Genomic DNA, 15,870 nt, shown 5'->3' with positions numbered 1-15,870 from the left:
CTCCGAGCAGCCGGCCGGTCGCTCAGGCGCCGGCGATTCCGAGTCCCACGAAGACGAGACCCGTCACGGCGAGCGCTGCCGCGAGCAGGCGGCGGAAATCCTGCCGACCGAGCCACGAGGATCCGCGAGCCGCCAGCCCGGCCACCCCGGGCAGGCGCTCCCACAGGAGGCCGAGCACGAGGTACGGCCCGATCATGGCCGCGACGAAAACGCCGTAGGCCGCGATGCGCAGGCCCCAGTCTGGGCTCAACCCGGAGATGACGCGGCCGGTCACGTACATGGTCACGACGCCGCTGATGCTCACGAGCGTATTGGCGAAGCCGAGGGCGACGAGGTCGACGGGTCGAGTTCGCCGGGTTCGGGGCCGCCTGATCTTTCGGGGTCTCCTGCTCAGACGAAAGACGACGAAAGCCGTCAGGAGAAGGAGGGCTGCTGCGACGAAGTCGACCGATCGGCGGATGAGAGCCGCCTCGACGCGTCCGCGATAGGAGTCGATGAACGTCTGCGGGTCGACGCTCCGGAACGCGACGAGGAGAAGCGTTGCAGCCACGACCATGCCGAGGCAGAGGCTGCCGATGAGGAGGAGGGGGTGTCGGTCGCCGCGGGTCAGCACGCGGAGGGCTATGCCCGTGAGGGCGGGGCTGAAGCCCATGACGAGCCCCAGGCTGATCAGGGGAACCACGGGTGGATGCTAGCGGGCTTCTCAGACGAGCGTGAGCAGATCGTGTTCGACCACGTCGGTCACGCCGAGCACTTTGTAGCCCTCGCTCTCGAAGAACACGGTCACCCGGTCGCCGTCGGTGCTCATCACGGTGCCCTCGCCCCAGGCCGCGTGCGTCACCCGCGAGTCTGTGGGGAAGACCGCAGGATCCGGCGTGCCGTCTGCCGAACCGGTCGCCCCGTCGCTGCCCGGCTCGCTCTCCGCGCGCTCGCAGTCATCGCAGTTGCCGCAGCGCTCGGGCGAGTCCTCGCCGAAGTAGCCCAGCAGGCGCCGTCGCCGGCATCCTGGAGCCTCGGCGAATGTACGCATCATGTCGATCCGCGACTTCTCGACGCGCTCGCGGGTCTTGGCGATCGCGCGAGCCGCCTCGGCGGCACCGCGCGCGTCGAAGTCACCGACGACCTCGAAGCCGTCGGTGCTCTCGGCCAAGGTGCCGGCTTCGAGCAGCAGGTCGATGAGCCTCGACACCGTGCGGGAGCCGAGGGCGAGCTGGTCGGAGACCTCCCGACGGGTGGCGGGTCGGCCGGCGGCCTCTAGGGCGGTGAACACGGCGCGGATCTCCGAGCGACGGGGGAGCCCGGACGCGAAGAACGAGCGGAGCGAGAGATCCTCGGCCCGGTAGTGGAGAGTCGCCAGCGCGGGCTCGCCGTCGCGGCCAGCCCGGCCGATCTCCTGGTAGTACGCGTCGAGGGAGTCGGGAACATCGGCGTGCACCACGAAACGGACGTCGGGCTTGTCGATGCCCATGCCGAAGGCGCTCGTGGCGACCACAACGTCGACCTCGCCGGCGTGGAAGCGCTCGTGCAGCTCTCCGCGCTCGGCGGACCGCTGGCCGCCGTGGTAGCCGACGACCGTCCGGTCGGGGCATCGTTCGGCGATCTCGGCGGTGTAGCTCTCGGTCTCCCGGCGGGTGGCGACGTAGACGATGCCGGGGGTGACTTCGTCCGCGACCTGATCGACGACGGCCCGGATCTTCTCGTCGTCGTCTTCGTGGCGGACGACCTCGAGCCGGAGGTTCGGCCGGTCGAAGCCCCGGCTGAGGATCAGCGGGTCGTCGAGACGCAGCCGCTCCACGATCTCGTCCCGGACCGGGCCCGACCCGGTCGCCGTGAGGGCGAGGACTCCTGGCCGTCCGAGACGCTCCACGATCTCGCCGAGGTGCAGGTAGTCGGGCCGGAAGTCGTGCCCCCACGACGACACGCAGTGCGCCTCGTCGACGACGACGAGCGCCACTCCCGCGTCCCGCAGTCGATCCACGGTCTCGTCGCGGGCGAGCTGCTCGGGGGCGAGGAAGACGTACGTGATCTCGCCCGCCGCGAGGCGGTCCCAGCTCTCGTCGTTCTCGGCGTCCGTCCGGCCCGAGTTGACGGCGACGGCGGCGGGCGCGTCCGGGCGTCCGATGAGGCCGGCGACCTGGTCGGCCTGCAGGGCGATGAGCGGTGACACGACGACCACGGGTGCGCCGAGTACGGCCCCGGCGACCTGGTAGATCGCTGACTTGCCAAAGCCCGTCGGCATGATGGCGAGCGTGTCGCGTCCGGCGACAACGGCCTCGATGGCTTCGAGCTGAGCCGGGTGGAGATCGTCCCAGCCGAAGAGGTCGGCCGCGGCTCGGGTGATGCGCTTGGTGTCGGTCTTGGTGCGGGTGTCGCTGTGGGTGGGCGTGCTGCGGCGGGTGCGGGCGGTGCTCATGGCGTCTCTTTCGAACGGGAACAGACGTTTAGCCCAGTCCCGCTCGGATCGACACGCCGACCACTGTCAGTCGTTCCCTGGCCGACTCGTACCCCGTCGGCGGCGCGGTCGGGAAGCGTACCCGGTCGACCGGTCGTGCGCTCCCGTCCACCCGCGAACCGGCCTCAAGTGAGCGGCCGGCCGCGAAAAGGGCGGCAACGTGACGTGCCCGACTCGGGCTACCGGCGCCCCGCACCCAACTCGGGGAAATCGGTGTCGCGCCACTCGCCGGTGAGGGGCTCGGCACCCGGCAGAACGGCGCGGTCTTCGCGCTCGCGGAGCTCGACCCGGCGGATCTTGCCCGAGATCGTCTTCGGCAGCGGCCCGAACTCGACGCGCCGGACGCGCTCGTAGGCGGGCAGTGCTGAGCGGGCATGCCCGAGCACGGCAAGGGCGGTCTCGGCGGTGGGCTCCCACCCGGCGGCGAGCGTGACGTACGCCTTGACGACATTCAGCTTGATGTCGTCGGGCGCCGGCACGACGGCCGACTCGGCGACGGCAGGGTGCTCGAGGAGGACGCTCTCGACCTCGAACGGCGACACCTTGTAGTCGGACGACTTGAAGACGTCGTCGGTGCGCCCGATGAACGTGATGAAACCATCGTCGTCGCGCGAGGCGACGTCGCCGGTGTGGAAGACGCCGTCCCGCAGGGCGGCGGCCGTGCGGTCCGCATCGCCGAAGTAGCCCGACATGAGATTGACCGGGCCCGCCGAGAGATCGAGACAGATCTCGCCCTCGGATCCTGCCTCGCCGGTGACCGGGTCGATCAGGGTGACCGCGACGCCGGGAAGGGGCTTGCCCATCGAGCCCGGCTTCACGACGTCGCCCGGGCGGTTGCCGATGATGGCCGTCGTCTCGGTCTGGCCGTAGCCGTCGCGGATCGTCAGACCCCAGGCCTTCTCGACGCGGGCAATGACCTCGGGGTTCAGGGGCTCGCCCGCCGAGACGATCTCGCGGAGGCTGCTCGGGCGCGCACCGAGATCGGCCTGGATCAGCAGACGCCACACCGTCGGCGGCGCACAGAAGGTCGTCACACCGGCCGATTCGAGCTGCCCGCGCAGAGCCGCGGCGTCGAACCTGCCGTAGTTGTAGACGAACACGGTCGCCTCGGCGATCCACGGCGAGAAGAAGCAGCTCCACGCGTGTTTGCCCCAGCCGGGCGAGCTGATCGCCAGCTCGACGTCGCCGGGTCGGAGGCCGAGCCAGTACATCGTGCTCAGGTGGCCGACCGGATACGAGACCTGCGTGTGAACGACCATCTTCGGTCGGGAGGTGGTGCCGGAGGTGAAGTACACGAGGCACGCGTCGTTGCGGCCGGTGGTGATCGACGGGCGCGCGGATCCTTCTGTCGCTTCGGGGTCGAGGGAATCCGGATAGTCGACCCAGGTGTCGTCGGAGGCCGCAGCCGCACCGCCCACAGCGATGCGGGTGAAGTCGCCGGTGACCGTGTCGAACTTGTGCGTCTCGTCGGCGTTCGTGATCACGTGGCGGACGGCGCCGCGATCGATGCGATCTTGAAGGTCGTGCGACTCGAGCATCGTCGAGGTCGGCAGGATGACCGCGCCGAGCTTGATCACCGCGAGCATGGTCTCCCACAGCTCGAACTGGTTGCCGAGCATGAGCAGCACGTGGTCGCCCTTGCCGACACCCAGCCGGTACAGGTGCGTGGCGAGCTGATCGGAGCGGGTGGCCATCTCGTCGTAGGTGGTCTGCGACGAGCGGCCGTCTTCCTCGACGATCCAGAGGGCCACGCGGGAGTTGCCCCGCGCGATCACATCGAACCAGTCAATCGCCCAGTTGAACGTGTCGCCGACGGCCGGCCATTCGAACGAGTCGACTGCTGCGGCGGCCTCGGCGGCCAAGTCGGTCGAACCGGCGGAGTCGGTCGAACCGGTCCAGTCGGTCGAACCGATCAGTGAATCACGGGCGGCTCGGTAGGCAGCGGTGCCCGGAGATGTCGTCATGAAGCCATCTTGCCCGCTCCACCTCCGAGTGGGTTTCCCGCTAGCGGGCCTGTACCCAGGGCGCAACCGGGGGCGCCGAGCGCGGCGACTCGGCATACTGGACCCGTAGAGCCGCCCGTGCGACAGGAAACGAGACGACGATGACCCTCCCCGATCAGGAGAGCGGCGACCCGGTGCGCATTCTCGGTGGGCGCTACCGCCTCGAGAAGGTCATCGGTCAGGGCGGCATGGCCGTCGTCTACCGCGGTCACGACGAGACCCTCGACCGGTCCGTCGCCGTCAAGGTGTTCCACGCCGGGCTCGTCGACATCGCCCGCCAAGAGGCCGAGCAGGGGGTGCTCGCCTCCCTCGAGCACCACAACCTGGTCAGCCTTCTCGACGCCGGAGTGACCGAGACCAACGGTCGGCCCGAGCGATTCATCGTCATGCCCTTCGTCGCCGGGCAGAACCTCGAGGAGCGACTCTCGGCCGGGCCCCTTGCGGCACGTCACGTCGCCGAGATCGGCTACGACCTCGCCGAAGCCCTCGACTACATCACCGCGCACGGTATCATCCACCGCGACCTGAAGCCGTCGAACATCCTCCTCGTCGACTACGGCAACCCGACCGATCGTGCCCGCGCCAAGCTGACCGACTTCGGCATCGCGCTCGCCGACGACGTCGAACGCCTGACCGCTGACGGCATGACCACCGGCACGGCGGCTTACCTCAGCCCCGAACAGGCCCGCGGAGCCCACGTCGGCCCGGCCAGCGACGTCTACTCGCTCGGTCTCGTGCTGCTGCAGTGCTTCACGCGGCGCCGCGAGTTCCCCGGCTCGCTCGTCGAGTCGGCGGTCGCCCGGCTCTCGCGCGACCCGGTGGTACCCGAGCCGCTTCCGGCGCACTGGCGGCACGCTCTCACCGTCATGACAGCGCAGGATCCGGCGGCCCGCCCAGTGGGCCCCGCGCTCGTGGCGCTACTTCGCGACGTGGTCCTCGCCGAAACCGCCGCGTCAAGCGAGGGGCTTGTCGGCGGTGTCGAGGCCGCTTCGGCCGCCGCCGCTCCTTCCACCTCGGCCTCCGCCACGACCGGCGCACACCCGGCAGCTCTCGACACGCTGCCGGGCGAGGCGCTCGAGCGGCTCACGACGCTCGCGGCCCGACTCTTCGACGCGCCGATCGGTCTTCTCAACGTGATCGATGACGACCGCGTCTGGTCGAACTCCTACTTCGCCGAGGGCGTCGACGACGCGGCCCGGAACATCGCCTTCGACCCCGCATCGCCGATCTCGACCGTTCCGGTCGTCATCCCCGACGGCACGGCTCACCCCGAGATGCGCAACAGCCCCCTCGTCACCGGGTCGCTGGGCCTCCGGTTCTACATCAGCGTTCCCGTCACTCGGCACGACGGTCAGACCATCGGCACGCTGTCGGTGCTCGACGTGGTCGCGCGCAGCGTCACCGAGGGCGAGCTGGCGAACCTCGAAGATCTGGCCGCTCTCGCGGCGTCGCAACTGGAGCTGCGCCAGGAGTCGCTCCGCACCACGAGCGATGCGCTGTCGCTCGGCGACTGGGATCAGCAGACCCAGGCCATGTGAGCATGGCCGACCCCGCGGCGAGCTACCCGATCGGGTAGGGAGGCGGCGGGTAGGGTGGGCTCGTGAACGAGCTCGCGGATCCTGATGTCCATGCGTCTCGCGAGCTCCTCCTCGAGCACGCGCGCACCGTTTCCGAGCAGGCCGACCGGCATGCGGTGACGCTGGAGTCGATGCTCGCCATCCTCCGATCGGGGCGCCTCGACGACCGGGCTGCCCGAGCGCTGGCGATCGACGTGGCAGCGGCCTCGCTCGTCGAGGCGCGGATGGCGACCGACCAGCAGCGCGAGGCGATGCTCGAACCCGTCGTCGGCGCGTTCGCCCGGCTTCGAGCCGACCTCCGGCCGCTCGTGCGGTTCGGTGACCTCGACGTGCAGTTCGTCGAGCCTCCCGTCACCGGCCGAGCCCTGCCCGGCGAGGTCGCCCATGCGGCACGGGCGATCGTGCGGAGCGCCGTGCTGGCCTTCGTCGACACGGGCGAGAGTCGTCGCGTGCGCATCCAGTGGGACTGCGACGGGCTCAACCTGCTCATCGGAATCCGCGACGACGGGCTCGGCGAGTTGACCGTGCACGACGATTCGCTCAGCCCGATCGCCGAGCGGGTGTCGGCTCTCGACGGCGAGCTGCGGGTGTCGTCGACTCCGGGCTGGGGGTCGGAGCTGTCGGTCGCCCTCCCGCTCGATCCGCCAGCCGAGCCCGATCCGCTGCTCGAGGCCGTCGAGTTGAGCCCGCGCGAGCGCGAGGTGCTGCGGCTCGTGGCGTCGGGTGCGCGTAACCACGACGTCGCTCAAAAGCTCGGCATCAGTGACAACACGGTCAAGTTCCATGTGTCGAACCTGCTGCGGAAGGCCGGTGCGCGGTCGCGGGCGGAGTTGGTGGCGCAGGCGCGCTAGCCGGGTGCTGATTTCTGCGTGTCTGCTCGTCGCATTCGTCGAGAGTGCGCAAATGGGCCCTACTGCCCCGCCCGGAGGCTCATTTGCGTACTTTCGCCGGCCGTCGGCGACAAAGGTGGCTAGGCGAAGGTTGGTTAGGCTAACCTAACTACGTGACCTCCCAGGATCCGAACTCCCTCCTCCTGACTGTGGGCGACGACCTCTCGGCCCAGTCGATCGACGTCGCCTACGACGGCGTTCCCGTTGTCCGGGGTGCCGACCTTACGTTCGAGACCGGCCGGGTCACGGCTCTGGTCGGCCCCAACGGCAGCGGCAAGTCGTCACTGCTCCGCACCATGGCGCGGCTGCAGAAGCCCGCGGCCGGCGACCTCCGTCTTCGCGACTCCGACGCCCTCTCGCTCTCGATTCGAGACTTCGCGAAGCGGGTCGCGCTGCTCACTCAGGGGCGCCCCACGCCGGGCGGGCTCACCGTCCGCGACGTGGTCGACTTCGGGCGTCACCCGCACCGCAGCCGCTGGGGTCGCTCTGACGCCGGGGGAGCGGCAGCGATCGACCACGCGCTCGAGGTCACCGGCATGACGGCCTTCGCCGAGCGAAGCGTCGAGCACCTCTCGGGCGGTCAGCTGCAGCGTGTGTGGCTGGCGAGCTGTCTTGCACAAGAGACGGGTGTCGTGCTGCTCGATGAGCCGACGACGTACCTCGACCTCCGCTACCAGGTCGAACTGCTCGACCTCATCCGCGATCTCGCCGACGACAAGGGCATCGCAGTCGGAGTCGTGCTCCACGATCTTGACCAGGCAGCCGCGGTCGCCGACAGCGTCGTGCTCCTGGACGCGGGCCGCGTTGTCGCGACCGGCGCACCCACCGACGTGCTCACCTCCGACCTTCTGACCCGGGTCTACGGCATCCGCATCGATGTCGACACCGACCCCGCCACAGGCCGTGTGCGCACCCGCGCCATCGGCCGCCACCACACCCGCAGCGAAAGGCTCCACACCTCCTCATGATGAGACGACGACTCCTACTGACCGCCGCCCTCGCCACCTCCGCCGCGCTCGCGCTCAGCGCGTGCGGCACCACCGAGGCTGCGGCCCCCGAGACGAAGGCGGCCGCGGCGGCGATCTCTCTGACCGACGCGAGCGGCACGAAGATCACCCTCGACGGACCGGCCACGAAGGTCGTCGGAACGGAGTGGAACGTCGTCGAAAGCCTGCAGTCGCTCGGCGTCGCTCCGGTCGGTGTCGCCGATGTGAAGGGCTACAACGCCTGGGATTCCACCGTTCCGGTGGCCGCCGACACGAAAGACATCGGCACCCGCGGCGAGCCGAGTCTCGACACGATCGCCACCCTCGCTCCCGACCTCATCGTGGCGACGACCGATCTGACCACGGCTTCGCTGAAGCAGCTGCGCAAGATCGCTCCCGTGCTGGAGGTCCGCAGCGCGAACGGCACCGGCCAGATCGACCAGATGTTCGAGAACGTCGACCTCATCGCCAAGGCCACCGGCACCGAAGACAAGGCCGCCGAGCTCAAGAAGTCGTTCGACACCACGATCGCCGACAGCAAGAAAGCTCTCGCCGACGCTGGCCTGGACGGCGCGAAATACACCTTCGCCGATGGCTACGTCGACGCCAACCAGGTGAGCATTCGCCCGTACACGGCGACGTCACTGATCGGCGAGGTGAGCAGCGAGCTCGGTCTCGAGACCGCCTGGAAGCTGAAGGGCGACGCCGACTACGGTCTCGCCGCCACCGATGTCGAGGGTCTGACGAAGCTCGGCGACGTTCAGTTCCTCTACGCGACCAACAAGGTGGACGGCGACGATCCCTTCGCGAAGACGCTCGCGTCGAACGCGGTGTGGAAGTCGCTCCCGTTCGTCGAAGACGACCAGGTGCACCGCCTGCCCGACGGAATCTGGATGTTCGGTGGCCCGGAGTCGATGGAGGCCTACGCTGACGCGGTCGTCGCCGCCCTCGTGAAGTAGCACCGTGACCGCCACCGCCGAGAAGACCGCCGGCACGAGCGCCGAGACGCCAGCGATGCAGGAGTCGACAGGGACGACCTCGACGACCGCGACGACAGCGACGAGGATCCGGCCCGCCGCCCCGAGCGATCAGCCGCTCCCGCGCCTCCGACTCACCGCGGTGGCGGTCCTCCTCCTGGCGCTCGTGGTCGTGCTCGGCCTGATCGACATCGTGCAGGGCACGGCCGCGGTCGGACCGGCGGAACTCTGGCAGGCCCTCACCGGACGGGCGAGCGAGAGTGGTTCGGCCGTGATCCTGTCGTCGCGGCTGCCGAGGATGGAGGCCGGGATCCTCGTCGGTCTCGCCCTCGGAATCTCGGGCGCCGCACTCCAGGCCATCAGCCGCAACGTCCTGGCGTCGCCCGACACGCTCGCGGTCAATGCCGGTGCGTACTGCGCCCTCGCTGTGGCCGCGGTCACCGGTTTCTCGCTGCCGCTGCTCGCATCGAGCGGCATCGCGTTCGTCGGCGGCCTCGTGGCTGCGGCCGTCGTGCTCGCCCTGTCCGGTCTCGGAAGCGGCACCGTGCGCTTGGTCCTCGCCGGCAGTGCCCTGGCACTCGGCGTCGGTTCGGTGACGAGCGCCCTGATCCTGCTGTTCCCCGAGCGCACGATCGGTCTGTATCAGTGGGGCGAGGGCAGCATCGGCCAGAGCGGCCCGGAGGGTGTGCTGCAGATGCTGCCGGTGGCGGTCGTCGGAGTGCTCGGCCTCCTCGCCCTCGGCCGCCGGATCGATGCGCTCGGCCTCGGCGACGACGCGGCACGGAGCCTCGGCGTCGGGGTGCGCTCGACCCGGACCGCCGCTGTCGTCTTCGCCGTGCTCCTCGCCGCGGTCGCCGTGACTCTGGCCGGCCCGATCGGGTTCGTCGGGCTCGCCGCGCCCGCGCTCGTCCGCCCCCTGATCCGTGTTGTCCCGGGTCTCGTCCGCTCCCGAGCCTTCTTTCCCATCGCGGGGCTCGCCGGTGCCGTGGTCGTCCTCGCCTCCGACGTGCTGCTCCGGCTCGTGATCGGTGCCGACGCGTCTGTGCGCGTGCCGACCGGGGTCGTCACCGCTTTCGTCGGCGCGGTCTTCCTCGTCGTCCTGGCGTTCCGGTCCCGCGACTCCGGGGGAGTCGTCGCGACCGACGGTCACCCGGTCAGGTCGAGGATCCGAGTCGCCACGACGATCGCGATCCTCGCGCTGGTCTTCCTCGTCGTTGTCATCGCCTCTGCCCTCCTGGGTGACGCGAAGCTGCTGCTCGGCGACGTCGCCAACTGGATCCAGGGCCGATCGGGGCAGGTCGTGACCTACGTTCTCGACACGCGGGCGCCACGCGTGCTGGCGGCCGTGGTGGCGGGTGCCGCGCTTGCGTTGGCCGGCACGATGGTCCAGGCCGTCACCCGCAATCCGCTGGCGGAGCCAGGGATCCTCGGTGTCTCCGGCGGAGCCGGCCTCGGTGCTGTGCTGCTGGTCACAACCGTGCCCGCGGCCGCGACCTGGGGAGTGGCGGGAGCCGCGTTCGCCGGCGCCACGATCGCCGCGCTGATCGTCTTCGGCCTGTCGGCTCGCGGTGGTTTTCAGCAGAACCGCCTCGTGCTCGTCGGCGTCGGCGTCTCGGCCGCCACCACCGCGCTCATCAGTCTGCTCATCGTCCTCACCGACCCCTATAACGCCGCGAAAGCGCTGACCTGGCTGTCGGGATCGACCTACGGGCGCACTCTGCCCGATGTCGCGCCGGTCGCGATCGCCCTCGCGGTCGGTCTCGTTGTCTCGGGGTTCGGCCACCGCGAGCTCGACCTCGTGGCGCTCGACGAAGACACGCCGCGCCTGCTCGGGCTCCGGCTGTCGTCGACCCGGCTGGTCTTCCTCGCGGTGAGCGTGCTGCTGACCGGCACCTCGATCGCCTCGGTCGGGGCCATCGGGTTCGTCGGCCTGGTGGCGCCCCACGCCGCGCGGGCACTGGTCGGGCGCCGCCACACGCGGGTGATCCCCGTCGCCGTGTTCCTCGGGGCGATCCTCGTCGGTCTCGCCGACGTCGCCGGCCGCACCGTCATTGCGCCCGCGCAGCTCGGCGCCGGGCTCTTGACGGCGCTCATCGGCACTCCGTACTTCGTCTGGCTGCTCTGGCGGTCGAGGCGCTGACGCGAGCTCGGCAAAGCCCGGTGAACCTCGAACGCCCCGCGGCAATAGAGTTGATGGCGGCCCGCCTCGCAATGCTGTCTGAGCCGCGGGCCACGTACTGTTCCGGTATCCAGGAGGACCCCTTGACCGAATCCGCCCCCGTCGACCCCACTTCGACCGACGCGTGGAAGCAGCTCGCCGGCATCGCCGACGGCTTCACCCCCGACCTCCGCGGCTGGTTCGACGCCGACGCCAGCCGGGCCGACCGCTACACCTTCCAGGCCGCCGACCTCACCGTCGACCTGTCGAAGGGCCTCGTGACGGAGGAGATCCTCGGCCACCTGCTGAAGCTCGCCGAAGACACCGGCGTCGCCGACCGCTACCAGGCCATGATCTCGGGTGAGCACATCAACGCCACCGAAGACCGCGCCGTGCTGCACACCGCCCTCCGCCGCCCGAAAGACGGCGCCGGCCTCGTTCCCGAGAAGGGCTTCGTCGTCGACGGCCAAGACGTCGACAAAGACGTGCACGCCACCCTCGACAAGGTGTTCGCCTTCGCCGACAAGGTCCGCTCGGGCGAATGGGTCGGCGTCACCGGCAAGCGCATCGAGACGGTCGTCAACATCGGCATCGGCGGCTCCGACCTCGGTCCCGTGATGGTCTACGAGGCCCTCAAGCCCTACGTGCAGGCCGGACTCGAGGCTCGCTTCGTGTCGAACATCGACCCGACCGACGTCTACGAGAAGACCGCCGACCTCGACCCCGAGACCACGCTGTTCATCGTCGCGTCGAAGACCTTCGGCACGCTCGAGACCCTGACCAACGCCCGCCTCGCCCGCGAGTGGCTTTGGAAGAAGCTGGCCGATGCCGGCGTCCTCGCCGACAGCGATGACGCCCGCAAAGGCGCCGTCGCGAAGCACTTCGTCGCCGTCTCGACCGCCCTCGACAAGGTCGCCGCGTTCGGCATCGACCCCGAGAACGCCTTCGGCTTCTGGGACTGGGTGGGAGGCCGTTACTCGGTCGACTCGGCCATCGGCACCTCCGTCGTCATCGCGATCGGCCCCGACAACTGGCGCGAGTTCCTTGCCGGCTTCCACGCCCTCGACGAGCACATGCGCACCACGCCGCTCGAGCAGAACGTGCCCGTGCTCATGGGCCTGCTCAACGTCTGGTACTCGAACTTCCTCGGCGCGCAGAGCCACGCGGTGCTTCCGTACGCGCAGTACCTCAGCCGCTTCCCGGCCTACCTGCAGCAGCTCACCATGGAGTCGAACGGCAAGAGTGTCCGCTGGGACGGCTCGCCCGTCACGACCGACACCGGCGAAGTCTTCTGGGGTGAGCCCGGCACCAACGGCCAGCACGCGTTCTACCAGCTGATCCACCAGGGCACGCGCCTCATCCCCGCTGACTTCATCGCCGTGGCCAACCCCGGCCACCCGCTGAAAGACGAGACCGGAGACGGCGCCGGAGTGGAGCCCGGCCAGGATGTGCACGAGCTCTTCATGGCGAACTTCTTCGCTCAGACGAAGGCGCTGGCATTCGGCAAGACCGCTGAGGAGGTGCGCGCCGAGGGTACGGCCGAGTCGGTCGTTCCGGCCCGCGAATTTAGCGGCAACCGTCCGACCTCGTCGATTCTCGCCCCGGCGCTCACCCCGAGTGTCGTCGGCCAGCTGATCGCACTGTACGAGCACATCGTGTTCGTCGAGGGCACCATCTGGGGCATCGACTCGTTCGACCAGTGGGGCGTCGAGCTCGGCAAGCAGCTCGCCCTCCAGGTGACGCCGGCCGTCGGCGGCGACGCTGAAGCCCTCGCGGCTCAAGACTCGTCGACGAAGGCGCTCATCGAGAAGTACCTCGCGCTGCGCAAGTAGACGGCAGACGCCATCGAGGCCGGGTCGCTCCACTGGGAGCGGCCCGGCTTCGTCGTCTTTGTGCGGCGATTGCCGGATCCTGCGCGGTATGGGCCCGAAGTTACGCGCCGCAGGCCCGAACCTGCGTGGCGCACAGGCGCGGTGCCTATCGTTCACGGAGCACTACCGATAGGAGAACCTCATGGACACCATCAACGGCGCACCCGACCGACGCGACAGCGACGACCCGACCTTCGACAGCCCGCGATCGGAGGAAGCCACGGAAGAGCTGCAGAACACCGACATCACGGATTCGCCCGCCGTGGACGGCGACACCGACGTCGACGCGGTGAAGGCGCTGCCCGGCACCGGCGGCCCCGACGACGGCGGCGACATCGAAGTCGACGAGTCGGAGCTCAACCTCTCGGGCGATTCGATCCCCGGTCACCCCAAGCCCGGCGATCGCCGCGCGCACTAGCTCGCACGGCTCGTTCTTGCTGCTCTGCTGAGGGGCGAGACTCCCCGAATGGCCCATCCGCACCGACGCGGATGGGCCATTTCTGGAGTCTCGCCGAAACGCGCAGGCGGCCGGAGCATACTGGGAGCAGGATCCGCCACAGGTGTCGGAGAACGACCTCGGGCAGCGCTCTCGCGGAGGAGGAGAAACACTCATGAAGGCACTTCGATACACCGCCATCGGCCAGGCTCCGGAGGTCGTCGACATTCCCGTTCCGACACCGGGCCCGGGGCAGATCCTGCTCAAGGTCACTGCGGGCGGTGTCTGCCACTCCGACGACTACGTCATGGGACTCAGCGAAGAGGAATACACCGGCGCGGGCTACCCGTTGCCGATGACGCTCGGTCACGAGGGCGCGGGTATCGTCCACGAGCTCGGCGAGGGCGTCGAAACCGTCAAGGTCGGCGACGCGGTCGCCGTGTACGGCCCCTGGGGCTGCGGCTACTGCCACAACTGCTCACAGGGTCACGAGAACTACTGCACCAACGCCGCCGCACTCGGCATCACGCCTCCGGGGCTCGGAACAGACGGCTCGATGGCCGAGTACATGCTCGTCGACGATGCCCGTCACCTCGTACCGCTCGGTGACCTCGACCCGATCAAGAACGTCTCGCTCACCGACGCCGGTCTGACGCCCTACCACGCAATCAAGCGGAGCCTGCCGAAGCTCGGCGCCGGCACGTTCGCCGTGGTGATCGGAACCGGCGGTCTCGGTCACGTGGGCATCCAGATCCTGAAGGCGCTGTCCGGGGCGACCGTCATCGCGCTCGACGTCAGCGACGAGAAGCTCGAGCTGGCTAAGCACGTCGGTGCCGACGTCACACTGATCAGCGACGCCTCTGCGGCCGAGAAGATCCGCGAGATCACCGGCGGTCTCGGTGCGAACGCGGTGTTCGACTTCGTCGGCGCAAAGCCCACCATCCCGTTGGCTGTGTCGGTCGCGGGGATCGACTCCGACGTCACGATCGTGGGCATCGGAGGCGGCGACGTGAACTTCGGCTTCGGCACCATCGCCTACGACGCCGCCGTGCGGGTGCCTTACTGGGGGTCGCGGAGCGAGCTCATCGAGGTGCTCGATCTGGCGCGCGCCGGCAAGATCGACGTCGAGGTGCAGGAGTACTCCCTCGACGACGGCGCTCGTGCTTACGCCGACCTGGCTGCAAGCACGATTCGCGGCCGGGCTGTGATCGTCCCGTAGCCGGTCCGCCCCCGACTGGCGGCGAGACTCCAGTAGTTGCGGGTGCTGGGCGCCCGCATCAGCAACTACTGGAGTCTCGGCGTCGAGCATGACGGGGCGGACGGGCAGCGTGGCGGCACCGCCCCGGAGGTCGACTCTCTAAAAGCGTGATTGATTCCAGAGTCAATTGCGCTTTTTTGAGGGGCCGGTCCCCGTGCCGCCAGCAACCCGGCAGGCCGCGAGTCACCCACCTAGGTCGCCAGTCACCCACCGAGCAGCAACCCGGCAGTCCGCTCAGCGCGACGCGAAGAGCGCCAGCGTCGCCGCGTGCCGAGCAATGCCGGCAGCGACGATGTCGGGGTTCGCGGCGTACCACTCGAGGTGCTCGCGGCGAACGAGCTCCGCAGAGACGTCGGCACCGTCGACGACCCAATGGTCGCGAGGCGCGTCGGGCAGCCCGAACGCCTCGACGACGACGGGCAGGCGCGGCGCGTGCACGCGGTTCAAGAGCGGCCGCCCAGGATCCGCGACCCGTTCCGAAAGCCCGAGCCGCGCGCGCACCCGGCCCGCGAGGGCTTCGAAGACAGCGTTGCCGGGGTGGTTGATGGTCCGCATGAGGTCGAACGATGAGGGGGTGGCGAAGAGGTCCGAGACGGTGATCGTGTCGTGCGCCTGCTCTCGGCGCGTGAGCTCCGCGATCGACTGGGCGGCGACCGCGCGGACGACCTCGACCGACGGGGGCGCGACGGGTGCCCCGGCCGCCTCGGCGAGCAGCAGCAGGTCGTGGTACTCCACGAGGGGCGGCACGAGAGACGCGTCACGCGGCGGGCGCACGATCGCGTGGGTCGGGTACAGCCCGGCGAAGCGGATCACCGGCACGGTCACCGTGCGGCCGTGCGGCATGCGCGCTGTGAGCTGACGCACGCCGAGGGGGAGGCCGTGGTAGTCGTCGCGAACGGGCTGACTGATCAGGAACGAGGCGCGGGCGAGCCACCGATCGAGGTGCGGGAGGTCGGATGCGGTGAGCTCGTGCACGGCGGGCATGCGAATCGTGGTGAGGTCGGGGCCGGAGAGCAGGATCCTCGTCGATTCCGCCTGGCAGTTACCGACCACCAGGGCGACCGGGCCCGTGTCTTCCGGCTCGTCGAGGCCGTAGAAGTGCGAGTAGTGGAGGGTGCGCGGATCGGTCACCCTCCCCATCTTCCTCGCCGCAGACGGGCCGAGTGCGATTTGCGATACCCGTGGGGAATTTTCGAGCGGTGGCCGGTTGTTGACGGGCGGAGGCGCAGGTGCGCCTCCGCCCRWYACAGCATCGAGAAGGT

General features: G+C 69.5%; 12 protein-coding genes. 8 read left to right on the top strand and 4 right to left on the bottom strand.

Going from position 1 to position 15,870, the window contains the following annotated elements:
• Positions 1-22: 22 nt before the first annotated feature.
• From VH571_RS03695 to VH571_RS03685, 3 genes are all read right to left on the bottom strand, one after another.
• Positions 23-682: a hypothetical protein gene (locus tag VH571_RS03695; RefSeq protein ID WP_055959133.1), complete on the bottom strand. Its 660-nt coding sequence runs from the start codon at positions 680-682 to the stop codon at positions 23-25.
• A 21-nt stretch (positions 683-703) separates the two neighbouring features.
• Complete coding sequence (locus VH571_RS03690; RefSeq protein WP_423263389.1) at positions 704-2,413, bottom strand: RecQ family ATP-dependent DNA helicase; 1,710 nt, start codon at positions 2,411-2,413, stop codon at positions 704-706.
• A 218-nt stretch (positions 2,414-2,631) separates the two neighbouring features.
• Positions 2,632-4,416 (bottom strand): AMP-binding protein, encoded by a 1,785-nt coding sequence (locus VH571_RS03685; RefSeq protein ID WP_423263388.1) that lies wholly within the window; start codon positions 4,414-4,416, stop codon positions 2,632-2,634.
• Between the two features lie 140 nt (positions 4,417-4,556).
• Between VH571_RS03685 and VH571_RS03680 the strand changes: the two genes are divergently transcribed.
• From VH571_RS03680 to VH571_RS03645, 8 genes are all read left to right on the top strand, one after another.
• Positions 4,557-5,993, top strand: coding sequence for a protein kinase domain-containing protein (locus tag VH571_RS03680; RefSeq protein ID WP_423263387.1), 1,437 nt, complete (start codon positions 4,557-4,559; stop codon positions 5,991-5,993).
• 62 nt (positions 5,994-6,055) lie between these two features.
• Positions 6,056-6,883: a helix-turn-helix transcriptional regulator gene (locus VH571_RS03675; RefSeq protein WP_055959120.1), complete on the top strand. Its 828-nt coding sequence runs from the start codon at positions 6,056-6,058 to the stop codon at positions 6,881-6,883.
• A 152-nt stretch (positions 6,884-7,035) separates the two neighbouring features.
• Complete coding sequence (locus VH571_RS03670) at positions 7,036-7,890, top strand: ABC transporter ATP-binding protein (RefSeq protein ID WP_423263386.1); 855 nt, start codon at positions 7,036-7,038, stop codon at positions 7,888-7,890.
• Entirely contained in the window at positions 7,887-8,867 is a 981-nt protein-coding gene (locus VH571_RS03665; RefSeq protein WP_423263385.1) for an ABC transporter substrate-binding protein, read from the top strand. The genes VH571_RS03670 and VH571_RS03665 overlap by 4 nt, the downstream gene beginning before the upstream one ends.
• Before the next feature lie 55 nt (positions 8,868-8,922).
• On the top strand, positions 8,923-11,025 hold the full coding sequence (locus VH571_RS03660) for an iron ABC transporter permease (RefSeq protein WP_423263756.1): 2,103 nt from the start codon (positions 8,923-8,925) through the stop codon (positions 11,023-11,025).
• 122 nt (positions 11,026-11,147) lie between these two features.
• Positions 11,148-12,875, top strand: a complete 1,728-nt coding sequence (pgi, locus tag VH571_RS03655; RefSeq protein ID WP_423263384.1) for a glucose-6-phosphate isomerase — start codon at positions 11,148-11,150, stop codon at positions 12,873-12,875.
• A gap of 181 nt (positions 12,876-13,056) precedes the next feature.
• Positions 13,057-13,332: a hypothetical protein gene (locus tag VH571_RS03650; protein ID WP_055959117.1), complete on the top strand. Its 276-nt coding sequence runs from the start codon at positions 13,057-13,059 to the stop codon at positions 13,330-13,332.
• Positions 13,333-13,525: 193 nt separating this feature from the next.
• Entirely contained in the window at positions 13,526-14,569 is a 1,044-nt protein-coding gene (locus VH571_RS03645) for an NAD(P)-dependent alcohol dehydrogenase (RefSeq protein ID WP_423263383.1), read from the top strand.
• Between the two features lie 273 nt (positions 14,570-14,842).
• Here the strand turns inward: VH571_RS03645 and VH571_RS03640 are convergent, their stop codons facing one another.
• A complete protein-coding gene (locus tag VH571_RS03640) occupies positions 14,843-15,748 on the bottom strand; it encodes a WcbI family polysaccharide biosynthesis putative acetyltransferase (protein ID WP_423263382.1) in 906 nt (301 codons plus the stop codon).
• Positions 15,749-15,870: the final 122 nt, after the last annotated feature.

Source organism: Frondihabitans sp. 4ASC-45, assembly GCF_049472575.1.
Taxonomy (GTDB): Bacteria; Actinomycetota; Actinomycetes; order Actinomycetales; family Microbacteriaceae; genus Frondihabitans.
Note: the sequence above shows the minus strand (reverse complement) of the source record. Positions and strands in the feature narration are given on the sequence as shown.